14 protein-coding genes and 1 pseudogene are annotated in these 23,009 nt (G+C 35.5%); 9 read left to right on the forward strand and 6 right to left on the reverse strand.

The annotated features are described in order from the left end of the window. From F596_RS10925 to F596_RS0106670, 6 genes and pseudogenes are all read left to right on the forward strand, one after another. Positions 1 to 273, forward strand: a pseudogene (locus tag F596_RS10925) (IS982 family transposase); the annotation flags it as partial. A gap of 410 nt (positions 274 to 683) precedes the next feature. Next, positions 684 to 1,064 (forward strand): GntR family transcriptional regulator, encoded by a 381-nt coding sequence (locus tag F596_RS0106650; RefSeq protein ID WP_024992744.1) that lies wholly within the window; start codon positions 684 to 686, stop codon positions 1,062 to 1,064. Between the two features lie 109 nt (positions 1,065 to 1,173). Then, positions 1,174 to 1,788 carry a DUF6621 family protein gene (locus F596_RS0106655; protein ID WP_019036334.1) on the forward strand — a complete coding sequence of 205 codons (615 nt, stop codon included), beginning with the start codon at positions 1,174 to 1,176 and terminating at the stop codon, positions 1,786 to 1,788. Positions 1,789 to 1,841: 53 nt separating this feature from the next. After that, positions 1,842 to 3,065, forward strand: a complete 1,224-nt coding sequence (locus tag F596_RS0106660) for a saccharopine dehydrogenase family protein (RefSeq protein ID WP_019036335.1) — start codon at positions 1,842 to 1,844, stop codon at positions 3,063 to 3,065. 285 nt (positions 3,066 to 3,350) lie between these two features. Then, positions 3,351 to 4,376: a recombinase RecA gene (recA, locus tag F596_RS0106665; RefSeq protein WP_019036336.1), complete on the forward strand. Its 1,026-nt coding sequence runs from the start codon at positions 3,351 to 3,353 to the stop codon at positions 4,374 to 4,376. A gap of 226 nt (positions 4,377 to 4,602) precedes the next feature. Further along, positions 4,603 to 5,142, forward strand: a complete 540-nt coding sequence (locus F596_RS0106670; protein WP_019036337.1) for a membrane protein — start codon at positions 4,603 to 4,605, stop codon at positions 5,140 to 5,142. 281 nt (positions 5,143 to 5,423) lie between these two features. Here the strand turns inward: F596_RS0106670 and F596_RS0106675 are convergent, their stop codons facing one another. From F596_RS0106675 to F596_RS0106695, 5 genes are all read right to left on the reverse strand, one after another. Next, the gene (locus F596_RS0106675) at positions 5,424 to 7,289 is read right to left on the reverse strand and encodes a glycoside hydrolase family 13 protein (RefSeq protein WP_024992745.1); all 1,866 of its coding nucleotides are present in this window, start codon (positions 7,287 to 7,289) and stop codon (positions 5,424 to 5,426) included. A 147-nt stretch (positions 7,290 to 7,436) separates the two neighbouring features. Beyond that, on the reverse strand, positions 7,437 to 9,350 hold the full coding sequence (pulA, locus tag F596_RS0106680; RefSeq protein WP_019036339.1) for a type I pullulanase: 1,914 nt from the start codon (positions 9,348 to 9,350) through the stop codon (positions 7,437 to 7,439). A 57-nt stretch (positions 9,351 to 9,407) separates the two neighbouring features. Next, on the reverse strand, positions 9,408 to 12,101 hold the full coding sequence (locus tag F596_RS0106685) for a 4-alpha-glucanotransferase (RefSeq protein WP_019036340.1): 2,694 nt from the start codon (positions 12,099 to 12,101) through the stop codon (positions 9,408 to 9,410). Positions 12,102 to 12,396: 295 nt separating this feature from the next. Further along, a complete protein-coding gene (locus F596_RS0106690; protein ID WP_019036341.1) occupies positions 12,397 to 13,725 on the reverse strand; it encodes an SLC45 family MFS transporter in 1,329 nt (442 codons plus the stop codon). Positions 13,726 to 13,764: 39 nt separating this feature from the next. Continuing rightward, positions 13,765 to 14,817, reverse strand: coding sequence for a LacI family DNA-binding transcriptional regulator (locus F596_RS0106695; protein WP_019036342.1), 1,053 nt, complete (start codon positions 14,815 to 14,817; stop codon positions 13,765 to 13,767). Between the two features lie 273 nt (positions 14,818 to 15,090). Between F596_RS0106695 and F596_RS0106700 the strand changes: the two genes are divergently transcribed. Genes F596_RS0106700 through F596_RS0106710 form a run of 3 tightly spaced genes read left to right on the forward strand, consistent with a single transcriptional unit; the run spans position 15,091 to position 20,836 of the window. Then, on the forward strand, positions 15,091 to 17,949 hold the full coding sequence (locus F596_RS0106700; protein WP_019036343.1) for a SusC/RagA family TonB-linked outer membrane protein: 2,859 nt from the start codon (positions 15,091 to 15,093) through the stop codon (positions 17,947 to 17,949). A 41-nt stretch (positions 17,950 to 17,990) separates the two neighbouring features. Further along, positions 17,991 to 19,625 (forward strand): RagB/SusD family nutrient uptake outer membrane protein, encoded by a 1,635-nt coding sequence (locus F596_RS0106705; RefSeq protein ID WP_024992697.1) that lies wholly within the window; start codon positions 17,991 to 17,993, stop codon positions 19,623 to 19,625. Positions 19,626 to 19,669: 44 nt separating this feature from the next. Further along, the gene (locus F596_RS0106710; protein ID WP_026302374.1) at positions 19,670 to 20,836 is read left to right on the forward strand and encodes a SusE domain-containing protein; all 1,167 of its coding nucleotides are present in this window, start codon (positions 19,670 to 19,672) and stop codon (positions 20,834 to 20,836) included. Between the two features lie 406 nt (positions 20,837 to 21,242). Here F596_RS0106710 and F596_RS0106715 read toward each other — a convergent pair whose 3' ends face one another. Next, positions 21,243 to 22,916, reverse strand: coding sequence for a S41 family peptidase (locus F596_RS0106715; protein WP_019036346.1), 1,674 nt, complete (start codon positions 22,914 to 22,916; stop codon positions 21,243 to 21,245). Between the last annotated feature and the right edge of the window lie 93 nt (positions 22,917 to 23,009).

The raw sequence follows: 23,009 nt of genomic DNA on the forward strand, positions 1-23,009 counted from the left end.
TTTGAAACCGCAAATATCAGATTGGAAGTTCCTTATCGGCACAATCAAAAGAATTGGAAACCTACTTTTATTCCTTTTGCGAAGGCGAGAAAAAGGATTGAAACAGACTTCTCGCAGATGTGCGACCAATTTATGATTTGCCGCAACTATGCAAAGGAAACAGTAGGATTGTTTACAAGAATTATCGGTAAAATCAGTGCCTTTACCGCAATGCAATATTTAAATCACATTAATAATAGACCCATTGGAAGAGTCAAGTATGCACTGGCTTAATTCCGCCAACGGGTAGAAATAATGATATTTGGACACTTCTTTTTATATATCCTTTTATTAATTCTGTTGCGATATTAGGAGGAGTAATTTTTCGTAAAGCAGCTTGGCTAAAAACGTGGATAGCTGTAGGAATAATTATGACGATTGCTTTGTTTGTTATATTTTTATTTATTACTTATATATATACAAAGACCAATTATGAAATTTATTCTCCTTTTTCTAAAGAGCAATTGAAGGCTATTGTTGATGTTATATTAGTTGTTGTAAGTTTTGTTTTATATTGGTTAGCATATAAGATTTATAACAAGATGCAAGTAATAAACAATCGATGGGTAAACTTATAAATAATAAAGATATAAAAAATCTTATATCTTATTGGCTTTTTATTAATGCCAGAAAGGAATGAAACTATGATATTTGACGAAACAAAAGCAATTTACGAGCAAATAGCAGATAGGCTTTGTGACGAAATAATAGCAGGAAAATATAAAGAAAACTATCGCATACCTTCAGTTAGAGAATATGCTATTACACTACAAGTGAATACAAATACAGCCGTAAAGGCCTATGAATTGCTATCAAGAGAAGAAGTTATATACAACAAAAGAGGATTAGGATATTTTGTTTCCACAGGTGCTCGTAAACAAATAATGAAAGTGCGTAAACGCGAATTTATGTCAAAAATGCTTCCTAATCTTTTTCATGAAATGCAACTATTGGGCATAACTGAGGAAGAAGTAAAAGTGCAATGGCAACAATTCTTAGTAAATCATGAAAAGAATAAAAATTAGCTATAATGTAAAAGTTTTAAAAGGATAAGGAATTATTAGATATATAATGAGTTAGCAAAAAATAATAATTTATTTTGTCTATTGTCTATTTTCGAGTATCTTTGTACCTATGAAAGCACTACAAGCAGATAAAATAAAATGGAGTGAAAATATTATTATTGCCGATGGTGATTATATAGATAGTGTAGCATTCGATCTTATTGTGAATTTTGAAAGAATGCTAAACCGTAAGATACCACCTGCTGACTTTAGTCAGTGGGCTGTAAACGTAGCATTAGATGGGAAAGTAAAGCCAAGCAAGAATGAAGTCTTAGTAATATTGTTACACGATAAAAATAAAGCTATTCTTGAAAACTTTAAGCCTTCGTCGTATGAAAAGGATCTTAATAATAAGGCTTTTAAAGATAATCTGTTAGGAGAATTTGTTATAAACTCCATTCCTACTGGTGATGAAAACAATTCGAAAGAGGTAGTTCTTTATGATTTATTGCAAACGTTTATTGTACATGAAGAAGTGAAACGTATTATGATAATATCAAATACAGAAGACGAAACGACATATAGTGAAATTAAAAATATCCTCAAAAAGGTAGATGAAGACGAAAAACATATTACTGTTTTTACGATGCAACCAATGACAGGAGGACATTTTAGACAAGAGATCCTTGGTTATTCATTAATGAATGCTATGGGGATTAGGGCAGAAGAATTTAAAAAAGAATAAATAAAAGGGAAATAAAAATGAATAATATTCCAATAGCTAATCCACGAATTTTAATGATTGGTGCTGGTGGTGTTGCTACAGTAGCAGCATTTAAGATAGTTAAGAATATAGATATATTCGGAAAACTTATGATAGCCAGTAGACGTAAGGAAAAATGCGATAAGCTCGTTGATGCTATACATGCAAAAGGTTATAATATAGATATAAAAACGGCGCAGGTAGACGCTGACGATATAGAACAATTAAAAGTACTTTTTTCTGATTTTAAGCCTCATCTTGTAATAAATCTTGCTTTACCATATCAAGATCTTACTATTATGGAGGCTTGTTTAGCTTGTAAATGCAATTATCTTGATACTGCTAATTATGAGCCAAAAGATGAAGCACATTTCGAGTATAGTTGGCAATGGGCATATAAAGATAAATTTGAGAAGGCAGGTTTAACAGCTATCTTAGGTTGTGGATTTGATCCGGGAGTATCACAAGTGTTTACAGCGTATGCTGCTAAACATTATTTTGACGAAATTCATTATTTAGATATAGTAGATTGTAATGCAGGAAATCATCACAAAGCATTTGCTACTAATTTTAATCCAGAAATAAATATTCGAGAAATTACACAAAAAGGTCTATATTATGAAAATGGAAAGTGGATAGAAACCGCTCCTTTATCAATACATCAGGATATTACATATCCTAATATAGGGCCACGCGATTCATATTTAATGCATCATGAAGAATTAGAGTCGTTAGTAAAGAATTTCCCTTCTATTAAACGCGCTCGTTTTTGGATGACTTTTGGAAAACAATACCTTAATTACTTAGACGTTATTCAGAATATAGGAATGAGTCGTATTGATGAGGTAGTGTTTGAGGCTCCTTTAGCTGATGGGACAGGAAAAACAGAAAGAGTTAAGATAGTTCCTTTACAATTTTTAAAAGCTGTACTTCCTAATCCACAAGACCTTGGAGAGAATTATGATGGAGAAACATCTATAGGGTGTCGTATTAGAGGTGTTAAAAATGGCAAAGAGCAAACATATTATATTTATAATAATTGTAAGCATCAAGATGCTTATAACGAAACAGGTATGCAAGGGGTTAGTTATACCACAGGTGTTCCTGCCATGATAGGAGCTATGATGTTTGTGAAAGGAATATGGAGTAAGCCCGGTGTATGGAATCTTGAAGATTTCGATCCAGATCCTTTTATGGAACAGTTAAATAAGCAAGGGCTGCCTTGGTGTGAGGAGTTTGGAAAAGATTTAGAGGTATAATGCTCTATAATTATGTAAAATAATACTTATAAGCATATTCTTAGAAAAACTAATTTTAGGTATATATCTGTTTTGTTTTATAATTATGATATGCAAAATAAAATGAGAACTAAAATTAACCTCTAAGCTCTTTGTTGTAAATGTCTTATGAAAACTATATAAAAGAATATAATAGAAAATCATAACATATAGCTTTTAGATAAGAAGTAATAGATTTTATAATAGATGAAATAAATCGAACGATACAAGTCTTCTATATCTTTCAGCTTCTAAAAAAAAAAAGAAATGGCAAAAGAAAATAACGAAAAAGAGAACTCTGCAGCTGAAGGCAAACTAAAAGCTTTACAAGCTGCTATGGCGAAAATAGAGAAAGATTTTGGTAAAGGTGCTATCATGAAAATGGGGGATAGAATTACAGAAAAGATAGATGTAATCCCTACAGGTAGTTTAGGCTTAGATGTTGCTCTTGGAGTAGGAGGTTTTCCGCGAGGGCGCATAGTAGAAATCTTTGGTCCTGAGAGTTCTGGTAAAACAACACTTGCACTTCATGCTATTGCAGAAGCACAAAAGCAAGGAGGTGTAGCAGCTTTTATAGATGCAGAACACGCATTCGATCCAACATATGCAGCAGCCTTAGGGGTAGATATTGATAATCTTTGGATCTCCCAACCCGATAATGGTGAGCAGGCATTACAGATAGCAGATCAACTTATAAGTTCGTCTGCAGTCGACTTATTAGTAGTCGATTCTGTAGCAGCGCTTACCCCTAAAAAAGAAATTGAAGGCGAAATGGGCGATTCTGTTGTAGGGCTTCATGCACGATTAATGAGTCAAGCTTTACGAAAGCTTACATCTACTATTTCAAAGACAAACACCTGTTGTATTTTCATTAATCAGTTACGCGAAAAGATAGGTATGACATTTGGTAATCCTGAAACTACTACAGGAGGTAACGCCTTAAAGTTTTATGCATCTGTACGTGTAGATGTGCGTAAGAGTACACAAATAAAAGATGGAGATAATATTTTAGGAAACCTTACAAAGGTGAAGATAGTAAAGAACAAGGTAGCTCCTCCTTTCCGTAAATGTGAATTTGATATTATTTTTGGTGAAGGTATTTCTAAATTAGGTGAGATTATCGATTTAGGTGTAGAATATGATATTATTAAAAAGAGTGGTTCTTGGTTTAGCTATGGTGATACAAAATTAGCTCAAGGAAGAGATGGTGTAAAGAATATGTTAAAAGATAATCCGGAGTTATCAGAGGAGTTAGAAAGATTAATAAAAGAGGCAATAAAGACAAGGAAATAACGAAATAAGGAAAAGAAAGAGGAGCTGGAAGTTATATCGGCAGATAAAAACGATATACTTTCAGTTCTTTTTTTTTATAAAAGTACTATTTATCAATACTTAAAAATACCTATTTTTCAGTATTGCAGCACTTATTATATAAAGATAACTTTGCACAGAATTTTACAATATAAGAATAAAATAAGAATAAAATCAAAACGAAAAGAATAGTTTTTTTGCAATACTATTGTGTCTTACAATTAGTTCTTATGCGCAAGAGTATTTTCCTAATACATTAGAAAAGCATGAAAAAGAGGATCCTGCTAAAATGTTTTTAGGTGGTGCTATAACTTTTTGGGCTAATGATAAGACGGTTAAGCTTGATTTATGTCCTGAAATGGGTTATCAATTTAATGAGATATGGGGTATAGGATTACTCTTGGGTTATCAACATGAAAAAGAATATAATACTAATATCACATCTACATCTTTTAAGCTATCTCCCTTTGCACGTTGGTATTATGTTCATAAAGGTCCGTTTAACCTGTTTTTAGATGGTGGTGTAGCATTAGATTGGGATAAAACTAAACGCAAAGGCTTTGAAATAGGGTTGCGTCCGGGTGCTTGTATAGATCTAACAGAAGGTTTATGCCTTTGCTTAAGAATGGGATTTGCAGGCTTTCGTGATAACTATCATAGTGGGGAAGAGCCTAATATAGGTGAAAGCGGTTTTGGGTTACGTTTTGCACCTGAAGAGCTTATGATAGGATTGGAATTAGAATTATAAAACAAAAACTACATAAATAATTATATAGCAAAAGGCTGAGCATTGATAATTAACGTATGCTTAGCCTTTTTTTATGCTGCAAGAATAGTAGTAAAAGATTGTATTTTATTTATCTTTATGCTTGGAAATAAAGCTCGAAGTCCTATTCTTTTGTAAGGGCTTCGAGCAATGTTTGTGTGATATTTTAGTTTTAACTAATAGAAATATAAAAGGAAAATCTTATTTTATTAGTTTTATATATTTCTTCTTTATTTTAAAGAGATAAAGTTTTTTTTCTTTGTTTAGAAAGCTAACACCATAACACCTCTTTGTGGAAGTGTGATATTTTTTGTAAGATCCACTTTTTGTCCTGTAAGAATATCTGTAGCAGTAGTAGCTTTCTTTATTATTTCAGCATAGTGTTTAACTTGAAGTTGAGCTTCTTTTCTGTTACCATTTTCTATGGTCATAGCAGTTTTTCCACCATATTGACGTACCAAAACATATATTCCGTTCAGAGGAACAAACTGGGTTTGTGTACCTTTGCTTATGATCTCGTTGCCTTTTCTCCAGTGAAGTAATCTTGAAGTCCAGTCGAACATAGCGTTTTCTGCATCAGTTCGTCCTTCTTTGGTAAATTTGTTTTTAGCATCTCCTGCAAAACCACCGGGGAAATCGCAACGAACATATCCATCAGTTATGTTCTTTGTACCGTTCATAAGTATTTCGGTGCCATAATAAAGTTGTGGAATGCGTTTCATGGTTAGTAGCAAGGCATATGCTTGTTTTAAGGCTGTAGAGTCTTTTCCATTACCTAAGAAACGGTCAGTATCATGATTTTCTATGAACGCAAGTACGTTACTTGGGTTAGCGTATAGAAAGTCGAGTCCTAAGGTATTGTATATTCCCGCGAATCCACTTTCCCATTGGTTGGTTTCTTCGTGCTTTATTTTGTTTATGCGATCGAAGAAAGCGAAGTCCATAACAGTTTTAAGATAGCTGTTTTTATTATTTAATTTGCTGTCTTTTTGCCATGAAGCAGTGTATGCAGGTTCTATACACCAAGTTTCTCCAACGGTGTTGAAATTAGGATATTCGGTGTTAATAGATTTCATCCACTGAGCCATTGCATCACGATCTGCATATGGATATGTATCCATTCTTATGCCATCAATACCAGCATACTCTATCCACCATTGCGAGTTTTGTGTAAGATATTTCATGACATGTGGATTTTTTTGATTAAGATCTGGCATATTTTGTACAAACCAGCCATTAGTAGTTTCTTCAAAATCCACTTTACTTGCGTAAGGATCTAATATAGAATTGAGTTTGTAAGATGTTTGAAGTCCGTAATGAGGGTTGTTAAACCAATCTTTTGAAGGTGCATCTTCGTTCCAAGGGTGATAGCTTCCACAATGGTTAAATATCATGTCCATAACTACCTTTAAGCCTTTTTTATGAGCTTCTTCTATGAGGCTACGGTATTCTTCGTTTGTTCCAAAGCGAGGATCTACTCTATAGTAGTTTGTTGTAGCATATCCGTGATACGAACTGTTAGTGCCGTTATCTGCAGGCATATCATTTTCCAGCACAGGGGTAAACCATAGTGCCGTTACGCCTAATTGCTTGAAGTAATCGAGGTGTTGGCGAATACCTGCGAGATCACCTCCATGCCTTAGGCTTGGAGCTTTTCTGTCGCAGAACTGGTCTCGCATACCTTTTACAATATCGTTTTTAGGATTTCCGTTAGCGAACCTATCTGGCATAAGCATATAAAGCACATCGCTATTATCAAACCCCTTGTGGTCTGCACCTGCCATTTGACGTGTTTTCAGCTCGTAAGGAATGGTTATTTTCTTTCCTTTGTTGTTAAAGTGTAGTTTTATCATTCCTGCCTTAGCCTGTGAAAGGTTTAGGTATAGGAAGAGATAGTTTGGTGAGTCTAAACGAACTATAGAGTCGAGCTGTGCGTTGCAACCATCTATTTTAACATTTGCTGTTTTTATTCCCTTGCCATAAACCATAAGTTGTAATGAAGGATCGTTCATTCCAGCATACCAGTTAGTAGGCTCTATCTTGTCTATGTAGGCTTTTTTCTGCGCCATAGAGTTGTTAGTTAGCAATATCATACTTGTTATTGCGATTATGAATAGTCTTTTTTTCATAATTATAATAATAAAGTGTTGTTTTAAATGTTATTTCTTTTTTTCGTTAGCCGTTAAAGTTGTTATTTCGCATATATAAGTAATGATAATGTTATTTTTACTTTAACTATTAGTATACTTTATACAAATTGTTACTTTTTTATTTATTTAGTTGTGTAAGATCAGTGCTGATTGTCTGTCAATCATTACTTCTCCTCCTTGCATCTCTCCTAATCCTTTTTCGTTTATTTGTCCATTTGCACACACAATGGTATAAGTACCATCAGGAATCTGTACCGATTTCAGATCGTTACTACCATTTAGTATAACGTAAATGTCTTTCCATTTATCGCCACCTGCATGATTTTTTAAGTGGAAAGCCACTAAACAGTCTTGTGAAGGTAGGAATTCTAAGTGCTTACGTACTAAGTTAGCATCACCTAAACGGAAAGCTTTATGAGCCTTTCTAAGTGCTATTAGTCCTTTATAATAATTGAAAACATCAGGATAAGTTTTCAGGTTATTCCAATTAAGGTGATTTATAGAGTCGGGTGAATTATACGAATTGTGTACACCTTTCTTATCTCTTAACATTTCTTCTCCGGATAACATGAAAGGTATTCCTTGCGAAGTGAAGACTGCTGTTTGAGCCAATTTGTCTAATCTTATTAGTTCTTCTTGGTCATATTGTGCTTCAGGTATTGATGATTTGATACGATCTACAAGGCACATATCATCGTGGCAACTTACATAAGATATCATTTGTGTAGGCTGAATAGCCCATGGACGTTTAGTGTAATTTACCTTAGAGTAGTCTATTTGAGGGTGACTTATAAAGCCTGCTATACCTGCTTTGATGCTTTCTTCCAAGCCTTTTATTCCTCCAAGAAATCCTGTTTGATGGTCATCGGAGAATGGTCCACGTAAGGCATCTCTTAATTCGTCAGAGAAGGCAGCAATGTTAGGAAGTTTGGTCATGTTAGCCTTTACAGCCAATTGTTCTGTAGGAAGTCCACATTTACCAGCACTCCAGCCTTCGCCATAAATAAATATTTGAGGATCTATAGCTGATAATTGTTTGCGTACTTCGTTCATAGTGTTGATATCATGTACTCCCATGAGGTCGAATCTGAATCCATCGATGTGATATTCTTTAGCCCAGTATTTTACGCTTTCTAAGATAAATTGGTGCATGAGTGGCTTTTCGCTCGCTGTTTCGTTACCGCAGCCAGAGCCATTGCATGGAGTTCTGTCTTCATTATAGCGATAATAAGCTTTAGGATATGTACGTTCAAAATTGCTATTATCAATGTCCATGGTGTGGTTATATACAACATCTAAGATTACGCGTATGCCAGCTTTATGTAGAGCTTGTACCATTTGTTTAAATTCTATGATACGCCTTGCAGGCTGTGTGGCATCGTATGAGTAGCTTCCTTCTGGCACATTGTAGTTTAGAGGGTCGTATCCCCAGTTATATTGTGGAATGTTAGGCTTTGTTTCGTCTACAGAAGCATAGTCGAACGATGGTAATATGTGTACGGCGTTAATACCTAATTCCTTTAGATAGTTAATAGCTTTCTTTTCTGTTAAGGCAAGATATTTTCCTTTATGAACTAATCCTGATGAGGCATCTATAGAAAAATCTCTATGATGCATTTCGTAGATTATTAAGTCGGCAAAGTTGTTTGTGGTTACTCTTTTATCTTGTTCCCAGCCTATGGGATTAGTGTTCTTAAGGTCAATTATAGCTCCACGTACCCCATTAACACCCACAGCTTTAGCGAAAACTCCAGGTGTTTCTCCTTTGCCTATATTGAAAGTGTAGAAAACACCATTCAGATCGCCTTTTACGGTGGCTGTCCAGCGGTCTTTTCCTGCCTTTGTCATCTTTATCTTTTTATATGCTTTACCTGATAGTCCGTCTTTGTAAAGACGTATTACAGGTTTAGAAGGTGCGTTAAGGCAGAAGGTTGTAGCTTCTTTGGTATAATTTACCTCATTGAAAACTGTTTGCGCTTTTACTTCTGTAGATAGTAAAAATGCAATTAATGCAGCAGTAAAGTAATGTTTTATTTTCATGTTTTTTATTTGCTAAAGATTTCGATACCTTAAAAGGTACCGAAATCTTCTTTGTTATTATCTATATGACGAGCATACTAAGTCTACTATGTTACTGGTGAAATCGTGTCTATTCATTAGCTCTTCTATACTTATATGCATTCTGTATCGCCAATAATGTTTAGGATTAGCAGGGACATTGATGCGTTCGGCATTGGCATCTTTAAGTCTAAGCTGTTCGTCTATACTCATCCAGTCTTGTATTCCTAAGATGCAAAGCATAGAAGGTGAGTTGAGGTGTCGGCTTACTATATCTCGTGCTAACCAGCCTGGTAGTGGGTGTGGAGCAGGTCCTCCTTGTTGTAACATACCATTAAAATAAGCCTGTGCACGATCCCAATCTTCGTCCCACCATTGTCTTAAGGTAGACATATCGTGTGTAGAAATAGTGCTTACGCTACGGTATGGGTTTTGTGCTAAATATCCAAATCTTACCTTAGGGTCTTTTGGCATGCTCTGAATTTCTAAACTTAGTATTTTTAATTCGTTCATTACCCATGCCACACAGTCTGGTACCATTCCTAAATCTTCTGCACATACTAACATACGTGTAGCGTTTATTAGTTTTGGTAGCTTCTTCATAGCTTCTTGATACCAGAACTGATTGTTACGGCGATAGTAGTAATCGTTGTATAAACGGTTAAAGGTATCTTTATCGCAGTCGTATAAGCTCTCATATATTAGTGATAGCTGTGCTGTAATGCGTGGGTGGAACAAATGCCAGTTTTTGTGGTCACGTACAAAAAGGACGTTGCTTATAAGGGCATAGAGCCCATCTCTAATCCATATATCTGTAGGGGTTTCTTTGCCTTTAAATGCTTCCTCCACTTTACGTTGTGTGTTAAATGCTTCGCGCATTTTATATCTGTCGCCCCATAATGGCTCTATATATTTATTACGCACTTCGTTAGCGTGTTCGCCAAAGATACGATCTAAAATCCAGTCGGTTATAAAAGGCTCGGTGAAGAATTCTTCTTGCCATTTTAGTCCATATCCTTCCACTTCCTCACGGCTCATACCTAATGCAGGTGAGAATTGTCCTAATAATCCGTGTACGGAGTGTATAGGTATTTCCCAAATACGGAAAAAGCCAAGTACATGATCTATGCGATAAGCATCAAAGTATTTTGACATGTTTTGAAAACGTCTTACCCACCATCTGCAATTATCTTTTATCATTTCGTCCCAGTTATAGGTTGGGAAGCCCCAGTTTTGTCCGTTTATAGAAAAATCGTCAGGTGGAGCACCTGCTTGTCCGTTTAAATTAAAGTAGCGTGGTTCTGTCCATACATCGCAACCATAGCGGTTTACGCCAATAGGAATATCTCCTTTGAGTATTACGTTATGTGCTTGTGCATACTCATGTACTTCTTTTAGCTGTGTGCTTAATACAAACTGTACGTAATAATAGAAACATACCTCTTTGAAAGCTTCTTCTTTTGGAGAGGTAAGTGCGTTGCGATCTGCTTCGTTCCATTGTTTGTTAGTTTCCCATTTAGAAAAATCGGCAGTGCCAAACTTTTCTCTTAACGAGCAGTATTGTGCATAAGGTACTAACCACTCTTGTTCTTCTTTAAAGAAATCTTTAAACTTTTTGCTTTCTAAAGTCTTTTTGCCTTCTTGCTCAAAGATATCGTGTAGATAAGCAGTTTTGGTGTTGTTTACACGCTCATAGTCTATTTGTGAAAGTGCGTTAAGCTCTTTGCGCACGGTTTCGTATTGTTTCTTTTTCTTTGCGTCTTTGAGTGCTGGAAGTTGTGTAAGGTCAGCATATTGTGGATGAAGTGCAAAGATAGATATACATGAGTATGGGTAAGAGTCTGTCCATGTATGAGTAATAGTAGTGTCGTTGATAGGTAGTATTTGTAAGGCACGTTGTTTTGTAAGGCTTACCCAATCTATCATTTTCTTTAGGTCGCCAAAGTCGCCTATACCAAAGCTATTGTTAGAACGTAGTGAGAATACGGGTACTAACGTGCCTGCAACACGAACAGGAGGCATGGAAAAATCAGCCTCTTCCAGTTCTATAACCACAGTCTGACCATCTTCCATAGGCATCACGTCTATGGTTCGGTTGTTGCGATTTTCCCAAAGAGTATAGTTTTTCTTATCTTTGTTACTTACAAAGAACTTAAAGTCTAAGCTGCAAGGTAGCAGAGTAGTGGCATTAATGTCTATAACCCATTCGTTGATATTATGTTGTGTCATAGGCAAAGCCTTCTTAACATTCCATGCTCCAAGTAAAGGATTAGAGCCAGATATGTTTAGCACATCTCCTGTCCCAAGCTGTGGGGCACGCACTTTTAATGTAATAGTTTTGTTATACTTTTGCTTCTTAACCTTTTCTTGCTCTTTGTTAAACACGCAATTGGTAACGGCGGAGCTATAAAGGAAAGCATTCTCTGGTATAACATTCCAATGATCGTAAACGTGATAGGTGTTAGCTTGTTCTGCAGAAAATTCCACACGATGCAGTAATACTGCCCATTCACGACGTGTTTCTCTATCACCTTCCTCTAAGCTATAAAAGTATTCTAAGGTGGTATCAGGAGTTAAGTCTTTATTTATCTCTACGCTCCAATGATATCCATCTGTGGTGTGCATTCTGTATTGGGCTGTTTCTAATTCTCCTTTATGCTTGTTAGTAACAAGGTTGAGAATAATATCCTGCCCGTAAAAAGTGCTATACTCTATATTAAATTGTATCTTCATATTCTTTTTACTTGTGCTGTTAAGTTATGTTGTTAGTAGAATGTTGTTTCTAAAGAGATTATATACCTGTTGGTAAGATGTTACCTTTAAGGTAAAGCTTAATACCCTTTAAATATATAAAAGATATTTATGCTACAAGAAAAATAATTTATTTTCTTTTCATTTTTAATCTATTTTTCCTTTATTTTTAATCTATTTTTATTTTAAAGAGCTTATCTTTTTATGTTGTAAACTATATTTCTTTATGTAAAAAATATAATCTTTTGCCATATAAGAAATGAGCTGTTGTTTTAGTTTATTTCTTTGTTTTATGTTCTTTTATTATGCTAACGCTTAATGCTCCCAGTGCTAAGGCTATTCCTGCAACTATCATCATATAGTCTTGTCTTGATCCTACAGCCGACAAGAGAACACCTCCCATTAGTGCAGCAATGATTTGTGGTATGCATATTGTTCCATTAAACAAACCAAGGTAAGCACCCATGTGTCCGTAACCTTCCAAGGCGTTTGTAACGAAAGTAAAAGGCATTGCAAGAATTGCAGCCCAAGCGCAACCTATAAGGATAAAAGGAACGAACATAAAATATTGATTATTTACAAATGCAGTCATAACAAAGCCCACAGCCCCAATAAGCAAAGATAGCCCATAAGCTGTTTTGCGGTTTTTAAACTGTGGTAGTACCATAGCCCAAGCTACCGAACCTATAGACTGAATGGCAAAGAGAATGCCTACCCAGTTGCCTGCTTCCTGATATCCAATAGTACTGGTTGCGTTTTTTGCTAACATGTTTACACCCCAGCAGTTGGCAGCTACAGTACCGTTAGTATAAGTCCACATATACATAAAAGCAAACCAGCTAAAGAATTGTACTAATCCCACTTTCCAAAAAGTGGCAGGAGCATTTTTTAGTAAAGTAATCCAGTTAGCTTTATTTTCATTCTCTTCTGTATTTATATTATGGTATTTAGCATATTCCTTAGGGGGCATTTCTTTAACCTTCGCAGTGGTATATAATACACAAAGTATAAGAATAGCTGCACCTATATAAAAGGAATAGACTACCGAGTCGGGAACTATACCGCTTGGGGCAGTGTTAGCAATGCCTATAAAAGTAAAGAAGAAAGGGAACACAAAGCCCACTATAGAGCCTGCATTGCAAAGGAAGCTCTGAATGGAATATGCTAAACCTTTTTGCTCTTCATTTACCATATCGCCCACTAACATCTTAAATGGTTGCATGGCCATATTAATACTTGTGTCAAGAAACATAAGCGCAACAAGCCCAAACACCATCGCAGTGCTTATAGCCATACCAAAAGAGCCTGCATTAGGGAGCAGACACATCACAAGAACTGCGGCTGCTGCTCCAATAAATAAATAAGGTATGCGACGCCCAAAGCGTGTCCACGTCTTGTCGGATAGAGTACCTACTATGGGCTGCACTAAGATACCCATAAGAGGGGGAAGTACCCAAAAATAACTAAGATTGTGAGGATCGGCACCAAGAGTGGCAAAAATACGTGAGATGTTAGCACTCTGCAAAGAGTATGCTATCTGCACTCCAAAGAAGCCAAAGCTAAGGTTCCATAATTGCCAAAAACTAAGATTAGGTTTCTGATTCATGATAGTTTTATTTGTTTTCTTTATATTATATTTGTTTTCTTATTTGTTTGTTATAGAGTCGTTAAGACGCTTTGTCGTTCCGCGAAGTATTAAGCGAGTACGAATAATGCGCTTTTCTACTCTGTCTTTTGGTATGATACCTTCTACTTTATCTATTAAGATGTTAGCAGCCTCTTCACCTACTTTTACTCCACGTTGCTCCACTGTCGTGAGCATAGGGTCGCAAGCTATAGCGCGCTGACCATTGGTGAAACCGCAAATGGAAATATCTTCAGGAATCTTATACCCCAAATGCTTACAAACGTAAAGAATGCCTATGGCTGTATCGTCATTGACTGCAAAGAAAGCATCAGGGGGAGAAGGAAGATTTAGCAAGGAAGGGGTTATAGCTTCGGCATCTTCACGATTGTCGCATCGCTTAATATAAGCCTTATCTATAGACAAGCCATGCTTACGCAAAGCATCGTGATAACCATTATAACGATTCTTACCTATTTCTAAATCTACAGTTGTACCATAAAAAGCTATGCGTTTACAGCCCGTATTAATAAGGTGTGTAACAGCAGTAAACGTACCCATATAGTCGTCTACTACTACCATACTTGCCTTTATACTGGTACTAATTCTATCGAAAAACACAAGAGGAATATCGTTTGCTAATAATTGTTTGAAATGATTAGCATTAGTGGTATGCTTTGATTGAGATACGATAACACCACATACCTGTGTCTTTATAAACGATTGGCAGATGCTAACCTCCCTGTCAAAGTCTTCATTACTTTGGGCTACTATTAGCAAATAGCCACGTTGAAAGGAAACTTCTTCTATGCCAGAAAGGATAGAAGAAAAATAATAATGCGTACATTGAGGCAGAATGACACCTATAACACGCATTGTCTTAAGCTTGTTTTTGCGTAAGTTTTCTGCTAAGATATTGGGGGTGAAATTATGCTCGTAAGCATATTGCTTTATCATTTCGCGCTTTTCTGTTGAAATGCGTGGATTGTTTTTTAGAGCACGCGATACCGTAGCCACGGATACTCCGAGGTTCTTTGCAATATCTTTCATTGTGACTTTAGCCTGTTTGGTCATACGGTTCTGCGTTATTTAGAGCTTTATCATAAAGCCATGACAAAAATACATAAATTAGTTATAGTCATTGACGCATGTCAAATGCTTTATTATATTTTAACTATGCAAACGATTGCACACATAAAAATTGAAATAGTTAGATGAAAATGAATATTAATATAGCCCCCTTGTATATCTTTGCAGTAGATATAGATCTTTTATGATCCTTATTACTACTACAGTCTAAGTAAGATTACTACAATAATAAAATAACAATAACTTAAAGACAACAAGATGAAAAAGGGTAAGTTTAACTTTCCTAGTAGATTAGCCTCCATAATAATGGGGTTGGTTATTTCTGCTAGCGCTTTTGCGCAATCAACAATCAAGGGACATGTAAAAGATGCTTCTGGTGAGCCTATCATAGGCGCATCAATTATTGTTGATGGTACTTCTAAGGGTACAACCACCGATATCGATGGTAACTTTGTTTTGAATGTGGCTCCAGGTACGCCACTTACTATTTCTTACATTGGCTTTAAAAAGCAGCATGTAAATGCTTCTGATGGGCTTAATTTAGTAATGAAAGAAGATGTTGCTAAGCAGATGAACGAAGTTGTGGTTATCGGTTACGGTGCTGTTAAGAAGAGTGATTTGACAGGTTCGGTAGCTGCATTGAAACCAGATGCTAAAAATAAAGGTCTTGTGGTTAATCCACAGGATATTGAGTCGTTCAATGTGTTAAAAGATGCATCTGCTACAGCTATTTATGGTTCGCGTGGTTCTAATGGTGTTATCATTATTACAACAAAGAAAGGACGTAAAGGCTTAAAGGTATCTTATAATGGTAGCATGACGGTTAGTATGGTACATAATAACCTTAAAGTAATGGATGGCAACGAATATCGTAAGTTCATTGAAGGGCTTTTTGGTAAAGATAGCAAGGCTTATGGCGTTTTAGGTAAAGCTAATACCGACTGGCAGAGAGAAATACAGCGCACAGCATTAGGACATGATCATAATGTAGCTGTTTCAGGCACTATAGCTTCGCGTTTACCTTTCCGCGTTAGTACAGGTTTTACTAATCAAGATGGTGTTATTAAGACAAGTAACTTTGAGCGTTTTACAGGGGCTCTTAATTTGAACCCTTCTTTCTTTCAAGACCATTTACGTGTTAACTTGAATGCAAAGGTTATGTGGACAAGAAATCGTTATGCTGATGGTGATGCTATAGGCGCTGCACGTATGTTTGATCCTACACAGGCTATAATGTCAAAAGCTGATGATTATAAAAACTTTAAAGGATATTTCCAATGGTTAGATAATGGTGATGCTTTAAATGATCCTACTTGGGCTAAAACTTGTTATTTTTTGGGTACAAAAAACCCAATGTCTATTCTTGATCTTAAAAACGACCGTGCTATTAGTCGAGACTTCTTAGGTAGTGCAGATATCGACTATAAAGTACATGGCTTTGAAGACTTGCGCTTACACCTTACTGCAGGTATAGATAAAGCGTATGGTAAGCAATGGACAGATGTTGACCCTGCTTCTCCACAGGCTGTTTATTATGGTTCACATGGATGGGAAAAACAAGAGAAAGTTAACTCTCAATTGTCTATGTATGCTCAGTATTTCCACGATTTCAATGATAAACTAAAGCAACATGTTGATGTTATGGGTGGTTATGAATGGGCACATTTCTGGCATAATCAGAAAAGCTCTTTTTATGGTATATACCCAAGAACAAACAGAATTTATGGTGGAAAAGATATTAAAGACTCAGAATTGAAGAAGATAAATGAAAATAATAAATTATATGAAACAGAAAACTTCTTAGTATCTTTCTTTGGACGTGCTAACTACTCTTTAATGGATGGTCGTTATATGTTTACTGCTACTGTTCGTGAAGATGGATCTTCTCGCTTTAGACAGCATTGGGCATTATTCCCTTCTTTCGCTTTTGCTTGGAAGATGAAAGACGAGGCTTTCTTAAAGGATACTAAATGGTTATCCGACTTAAAACTACGTCTATCTTGGGGTAAGACAGGTCAGCAAGAAGGTATCGGAGATTATAGCTATTTTGCTGTATATGGTTTAAATAAAGGTGCTGATTCTTTCTATAAAATAACAGGTGATGGATCTTTAGCTCGTCCTGAAGCTTATAATCCAGACTTGAAATGGGAAACTACTACTTCTTATAATGTTGGTTTAGATTGGGGTGTCTTAGGACAGCACCTAACAGGAACTATTGATTGGTACTATCGTAAAACTACCGATCTGCTAAACGTAACTACTGTAGCTGCTTTACAAAACTTTAAAAATACTGTGTTGAGCAATATCGGGTCTATGCGTAATACTGGTATTGAGGCTACTATACATTGGTTAGCTGTAAGCCAGAAGGATTTTAACTGGACTATGGATTACAACATAACATATAATGATAATAAAATACTAAATCTTAATGGTAGCAATGATCCTAAATATTTTGTTCCTACTGGTGGTATTAAGGCTGGTAATGGTAACAATATACAAGGACAACACGTAGGTAATACTATCAATGCTTTCCATGTTTTCCAACAAGCTTATGATAAAAATGGTAAGCCAATAGAAGGTGTGGTTGTCGATCGTAACAAAGACGGGCAGATAACTGATGATGATAAGTATTATTATAAATCACCTGCAGCTCCTGTTACTATGGGTTTTGCTTCTCGTGCAGAATATAAAAACTGGGACTTAGGGTTTGCCCTTAGAGCAAGTATTGGTAATTATGTTTATACTGATATGTTCTCTTCTGCAGAAAGTATGGCTAAGAGTAACATCTTCTTCCAAGATAAAGTTCTTTATAATCGTCCTTCTTATAATGTTCCTTTCAACTGGCAGTCTTATGATACAAAAGCTATTTTGTCAGATCGTTGGGTACAAAACGCATCTTTCTTAAAGTTGGATAATATTACTTTAGGCTATTCTTTTAGCAACTTATTCCCAAGCAGAAAGTGTAATAAGCTATCAGGTCGTGTATATCTAACAGCTAATAATGTGTTTACTGTAACTGAATATGATGGTATAGATCCTGAAGTTTATAATGGTATTGATAATAATCTATATCCACGTCCATTCTCTATTATAATGGGTCTTAACTTGAATTTTTAATTAGCTTATAGAAAAAATAGAGAATAAAAATAAATATAACTATGAAGATTAATTTTAAACATATATTTTCTGCATCATTTTTGTTGATGACAGTAGGATTGGTTAGTTGTGTAGGTGATTTAAATGTTACACCAAAAGATCCAAACCTAAAAACAAAAGAAAAGATTAGTGCTGATGCAGCTTTCAATAAGTGTTATGCTAACTTAGCCTTAGCTGGTAATGGTGGTGCTACTGGCGATTGCGATGTAGATGGTATTGATGGTGGTACCAGTGGATTTGTACGTCAGCTATTCAATTCTGAAGAGCTTACCACTGATGAGGCTATATGTGCATGGGGAGATGAAGGTATTGCTAACTTCAATTTTAACAGCTATGATGCATCTCACCCTATGCTCCGTGGTTTCTATTATCGATTGACAACAGGTATTACTTTCTGTAATCAATATTTGAAAGATTTTGGAACTCATGATGCTACAATGACAGCAGAAGTACGTTTTATTCGTGCTTTGGAATATTTTTATTTACTAAATGGCTGGGGAAATGTGCCATTTTCTACAGAAATATCTAGTGAAAAGCCAAAGCGTGTAGAGCGTGCCGAGCTTTATAAATGGCTGTTAGAAGAGCTCAAAAATGAGGTAGAACCAAAGCTAAGCGAGCCTAAAGTAAAAACATCTACTGATCCTGAATACGGTAGAGTAGATAAGACAGCAGCATGGTTATTGTTGGCACGTTTATATCTAAATGCTGAAGTTTATACAGGTAAACCAGATTGGACTAATGCAGCTGAATATGCTAAGAAAGTAATTGATTCTCCTCACAAGCTTTATACTGGAGAAGCTAAGAATGGTTGGACGGCATATCAGCAACTGTTTATGGGTGATAATGGCGAGAATGGTTCATCTGTAGAAGCCATATTACCAGTGTTACAAGATGGTTTAAAGACAACTTCATGGGCTACTACTATTTTCTTAATAGCAGGTTGTAACGATGCAAATGTTCATGTAAAGAGCGAATCAGTACCAGGTAATGGTACAACACAAGGTTGGGGTGGTAACCGTATGCGTAAGGATCTTGTAGAAAAGTTTTTCCCAAAAGATAATGCACCTGAAGTTTCTGCTTGTGAGATGCCTAAAAAAGCAAAAGACGACCGTGCTATCTTCGACGCAAAAGGTAGAAAATTAGATAATGGAGACGATAAAGAGGGTGTAGCAACCTTTACTAATGGTTATGCTGTTTGTAAATTTAACAACTTTAAAACTGATGGTACTCCTGGATCTAGTTCTACTTTCTCAGATGCAGATTTCTTCTTAATGCGTTCTGCTGAGGCTTATTTAATATATGCTGAAGCTACAGCACGTGCTAATAATGATACACCTACAGCTGATGGTATTAAGTATTTAAACGACTTGCGTGAGCGTGCTCATGCTGAGAAAAAGGATAGTTATACGATGAGAGAAATATGTGATGAATGGAGTAGAGAATTCTATTTTGAAGGGTTACGCCGTACAACACTTATTCGTTTTGGATACTATGGTGGTAATAACAATTATAACTGGGCATGGAAAGGCGGCGTAAAGGAAGGTCGTAATATAGATGCACACTTAAATTTGTTTGCAATACCTACTACAGATCTAAATGCTAATGCTGAAAATCTTAAGCAGAATCCTGGTTATTAATAATGGCTTATAAAATAACTTTAAACATTAAAAGACAATTAATTATGAAGACAATATTAAAAACATCCTTAGCTCTTTTGGCAGGTGTTGCGTTATTTTCTGCTTGTGATAAGGATATGGAAGATAATCCTACATTGCAAACACCTAAAGAGTTTATTTTGAATACTCCAGGATATGCTAACTATGTTGTGGATTTAGCTACTCAAGACAGCTTAAAGTTTACTTGGGAGCAGCCAAAATATGGTTTTAGTGCAGAAGTAGAGTATGGAATGCAGTTTTCTGCTTCTAATAAATGGAAGTTGGCTACAGATAAGGTAGATAATCAAGGTAGTGTTATTGCCGATTATGCTAATGTAGGTGGAAACACTCACTCATTACATCATGCAGTAGCAGTGAAAGAGCTTGCTAAGGCTATTCAGGAACTGAAGCGTTATTCAGAAAAGGAGCCTATTGGGAGCTTAAATCTTTATGCTCGTACCTTTGCTGTATTTGAAGGTGATACTTTATTTTCAAAGCCTATAATGATAAAGGTTAAGCCTTATTATGTAGCTCTTGCTAAAGCTCCTATTGAAACTTGGTATATGATAGGTGATGGTATAGGCGAAAAATCTTGGAATAGTGTTATACCATTGTTGCCTTTAGGCGATCAAAAGTATGATGCTAAGACAGGTAAAGGCGTTATATCTTGGACAGGATATTTAGATACAAAAGAGTTTAAGATAAGGAAGGAAGAAAACAAATGGACTGAAGAAAACTTTGGTCAAGATGGATCTTTTGGTACATTTAAGAAGAATGCTGGTAATATTAAAGTACCTGAGCCAGGCTATTATACAGTAACTTTAGATACTAAAACAGAGGTTTTAAAGATAGAAGAGTATAAGGGTACAGCTCCAACAAAAACTTATGATAAAATGTGTATTCCTGGTAGTTATGGCGCAGAGCAATGGAAGCCAGAAAGCCAAACTCCTATGACGGCTTTAGGTCTTGCAGCTAACAACCATGATTGGAAGGCTACCATAGAGCTTGAAGAAGATGCTCCTGATAAAGGTGGATTAAAGTTTGCTGCAGGAAGCTGGGCTCATAACTGGGGTGGTAAAACATTCCCTTATGGTTCAGGTAGTAATGGTGATAATATAATGTACAAGAAGGGTACTTATACTGTTTACTTCAATGATATTACAGGGCAGTATTCTTTTGTAAAGCAGAAGTAAAACTTCATATTAAAATAATATTATGGAGGCTTGCATTTTTAGATGCAAGCCTCTATTTTTATGGTATTATTTCATGGGTGTATAGCTGTTAACTACGTTGTTGTGGTGTAGATGTTTACGATATTTGTAAGAGAAAGCCATAATAGTGTTTAAGGGAAAAGGTGTTCCCTTGGTAATGATAGTAAAAAATCTGCCTTACTAAGGCTTGTAATTTTACCAAATAGCCTATATGATGTAAGTGGTATAGGGATTATGTTTTATTGTAAAGCCAGTGAAGAGTAAGCGTTTGTGTTGTATATATATTTTTTTGTTTATTGTTATGACAAATAAAGCACCTTAAATGTGGTTATATTTACACATTTGAGGTGCTTTATAGTGAGCTATGAAAGTAAGTCTTTTATGATAGTTAATTGGCTATTTTAAGAATGTTGTTGTACTCTTTGATGTTGTTTAAGATGTCTTTAGCTTTTTTCCATTGCTTATCCCACTGAAGAGAATTTTCTATTCCTCCTCGCTGATAATAGTACACACGCACGAGGTTAGCACTTAAAATTTGTCTTAAAATGTTGCTATTAAAGTCGAGGTCTTTTGCTATGTTGTGCTTTAGCTTTTTCTTTAATGCTTCAAATTCAGGCTTTGCATCTTCGTAATAGCCTTCAAATTTGGTTAGTTTTTCTAACTGTTCTAAATATTTTTTGCTTTCGCGATCATATTTAAACCCACTTTTTATAACACTTTCTTTAAAGTCGTTGTAGTCAGCATCTGTAATATTGAAAGTTTTTGCATTACTTATATAGGGGTGATTTTTAATGTATTTCATTTCCCAGTTATGCATAGTCTCTGTAGAATCTTGCCCTGTAGATGCAAGATAAAAAGCGATGTTAGGTAGTGAGTCAGGTTTTATTTCTATATCAGGCTTAATTCCTCCGCCATCTCTTACTATACGTCCTTTTTTGGTATGAAACTCTCTTGTAAGTGAGTCGGGTACGTGTTCCATGTATCCTCCTTTATTATGTTTGTAGTTAATGGCTTGTATGCATCTGCCACTTGGTATGTAATATTTAGCAGTAGTTAGTTTTAAGTTTCCATTATAAGGCAGGTCTATAGTAGTTTGCACCAAACCTTTTCCGTATGTTCGTGTGCCTAATATTACAGCTCGGTCTAAATCTTGTAGACAGCCGCTTGTAATTTCACTTGAACTGGCAGTTTCTTCATTTACTAAAACAACAATAGGCATAACAGTATCTATTGGTTCTACAGTAGTTTTATATTCTCTGTTTGCACTTTTTAGTTTGCCTAAGTTTTTAACCAGTGTAATTCCTTTAGGTACAAACATGTTTACGATGTTTATAGCTTCTTGTAAAGATCCACCACCATTGTTACGCAAATCGAGTACAAACTTTTTCATTCCTTTGTTTTTCATATCGATGAAAGCTCTTCTAACCTCTTTAGAGCATTCGGTAGTAAATTGTTTTAGGCTTAGATATCCTATACCATTTTCCTGTAATCCATAGTATGGTACAGCTGGCATTTGTATCATTTTACGTGTAATTTTTAGTTTTATTATTTTGTTATTTGTAGGTCTTAGAATCTTTAGAATAAAACTTGTGCCAGCGTCTCCGCGCAGATGTTCACTAACAAACTTGGTATCTTTGTTTCTTATATCAATATTATCAATAGATAGCAAAACATCTCCTTTCTTTAATCCTACTTCTGCTGCAGGCATGTTTTCGTATGGTTCTTCTATAGTTACGCGTTTAAGTGCTAAGTCATATCGTATTATAGCCCCTATTCCAGCATATTTTCCTGTTATCATAAGGTTAAGATCTTTAACATTTTCAGCGGGGTAATATACAGTGTATGGGTCGAGTGAGCGTAACATATAGTTAATACTATTTCCTACCACCTCATCTGCATTTAGCGTATCTACATACATCATATCTAAGTATTTGTAGATAGATGAAAATGTTTCAATGTTTTTTGCCACTTTAAAGTTGTGCTCTTTGTCTGTTTTTGTTTGTGCAGTTGCTAATCCAAGTGTAAGCAAGCATAATGTTAATGATATAATATATTTTCTCATAATTTAATATTTTTCTTTACCAAAACCATATTTTTGTGTTATTGTGTATTGTGATAGGTATATGTACTGCAAAAGTACATATATATATTGTGA

Source organism: Prevotella amnii DSM 23384 = JCM 14753 (assembly GCF_000378745.1).
Lineage (GTDB): Bacteria > Bacteroidota > Bacteroidia > Bacteroidales > Bacteroidaceae > Prevotella > Prevotella amnii.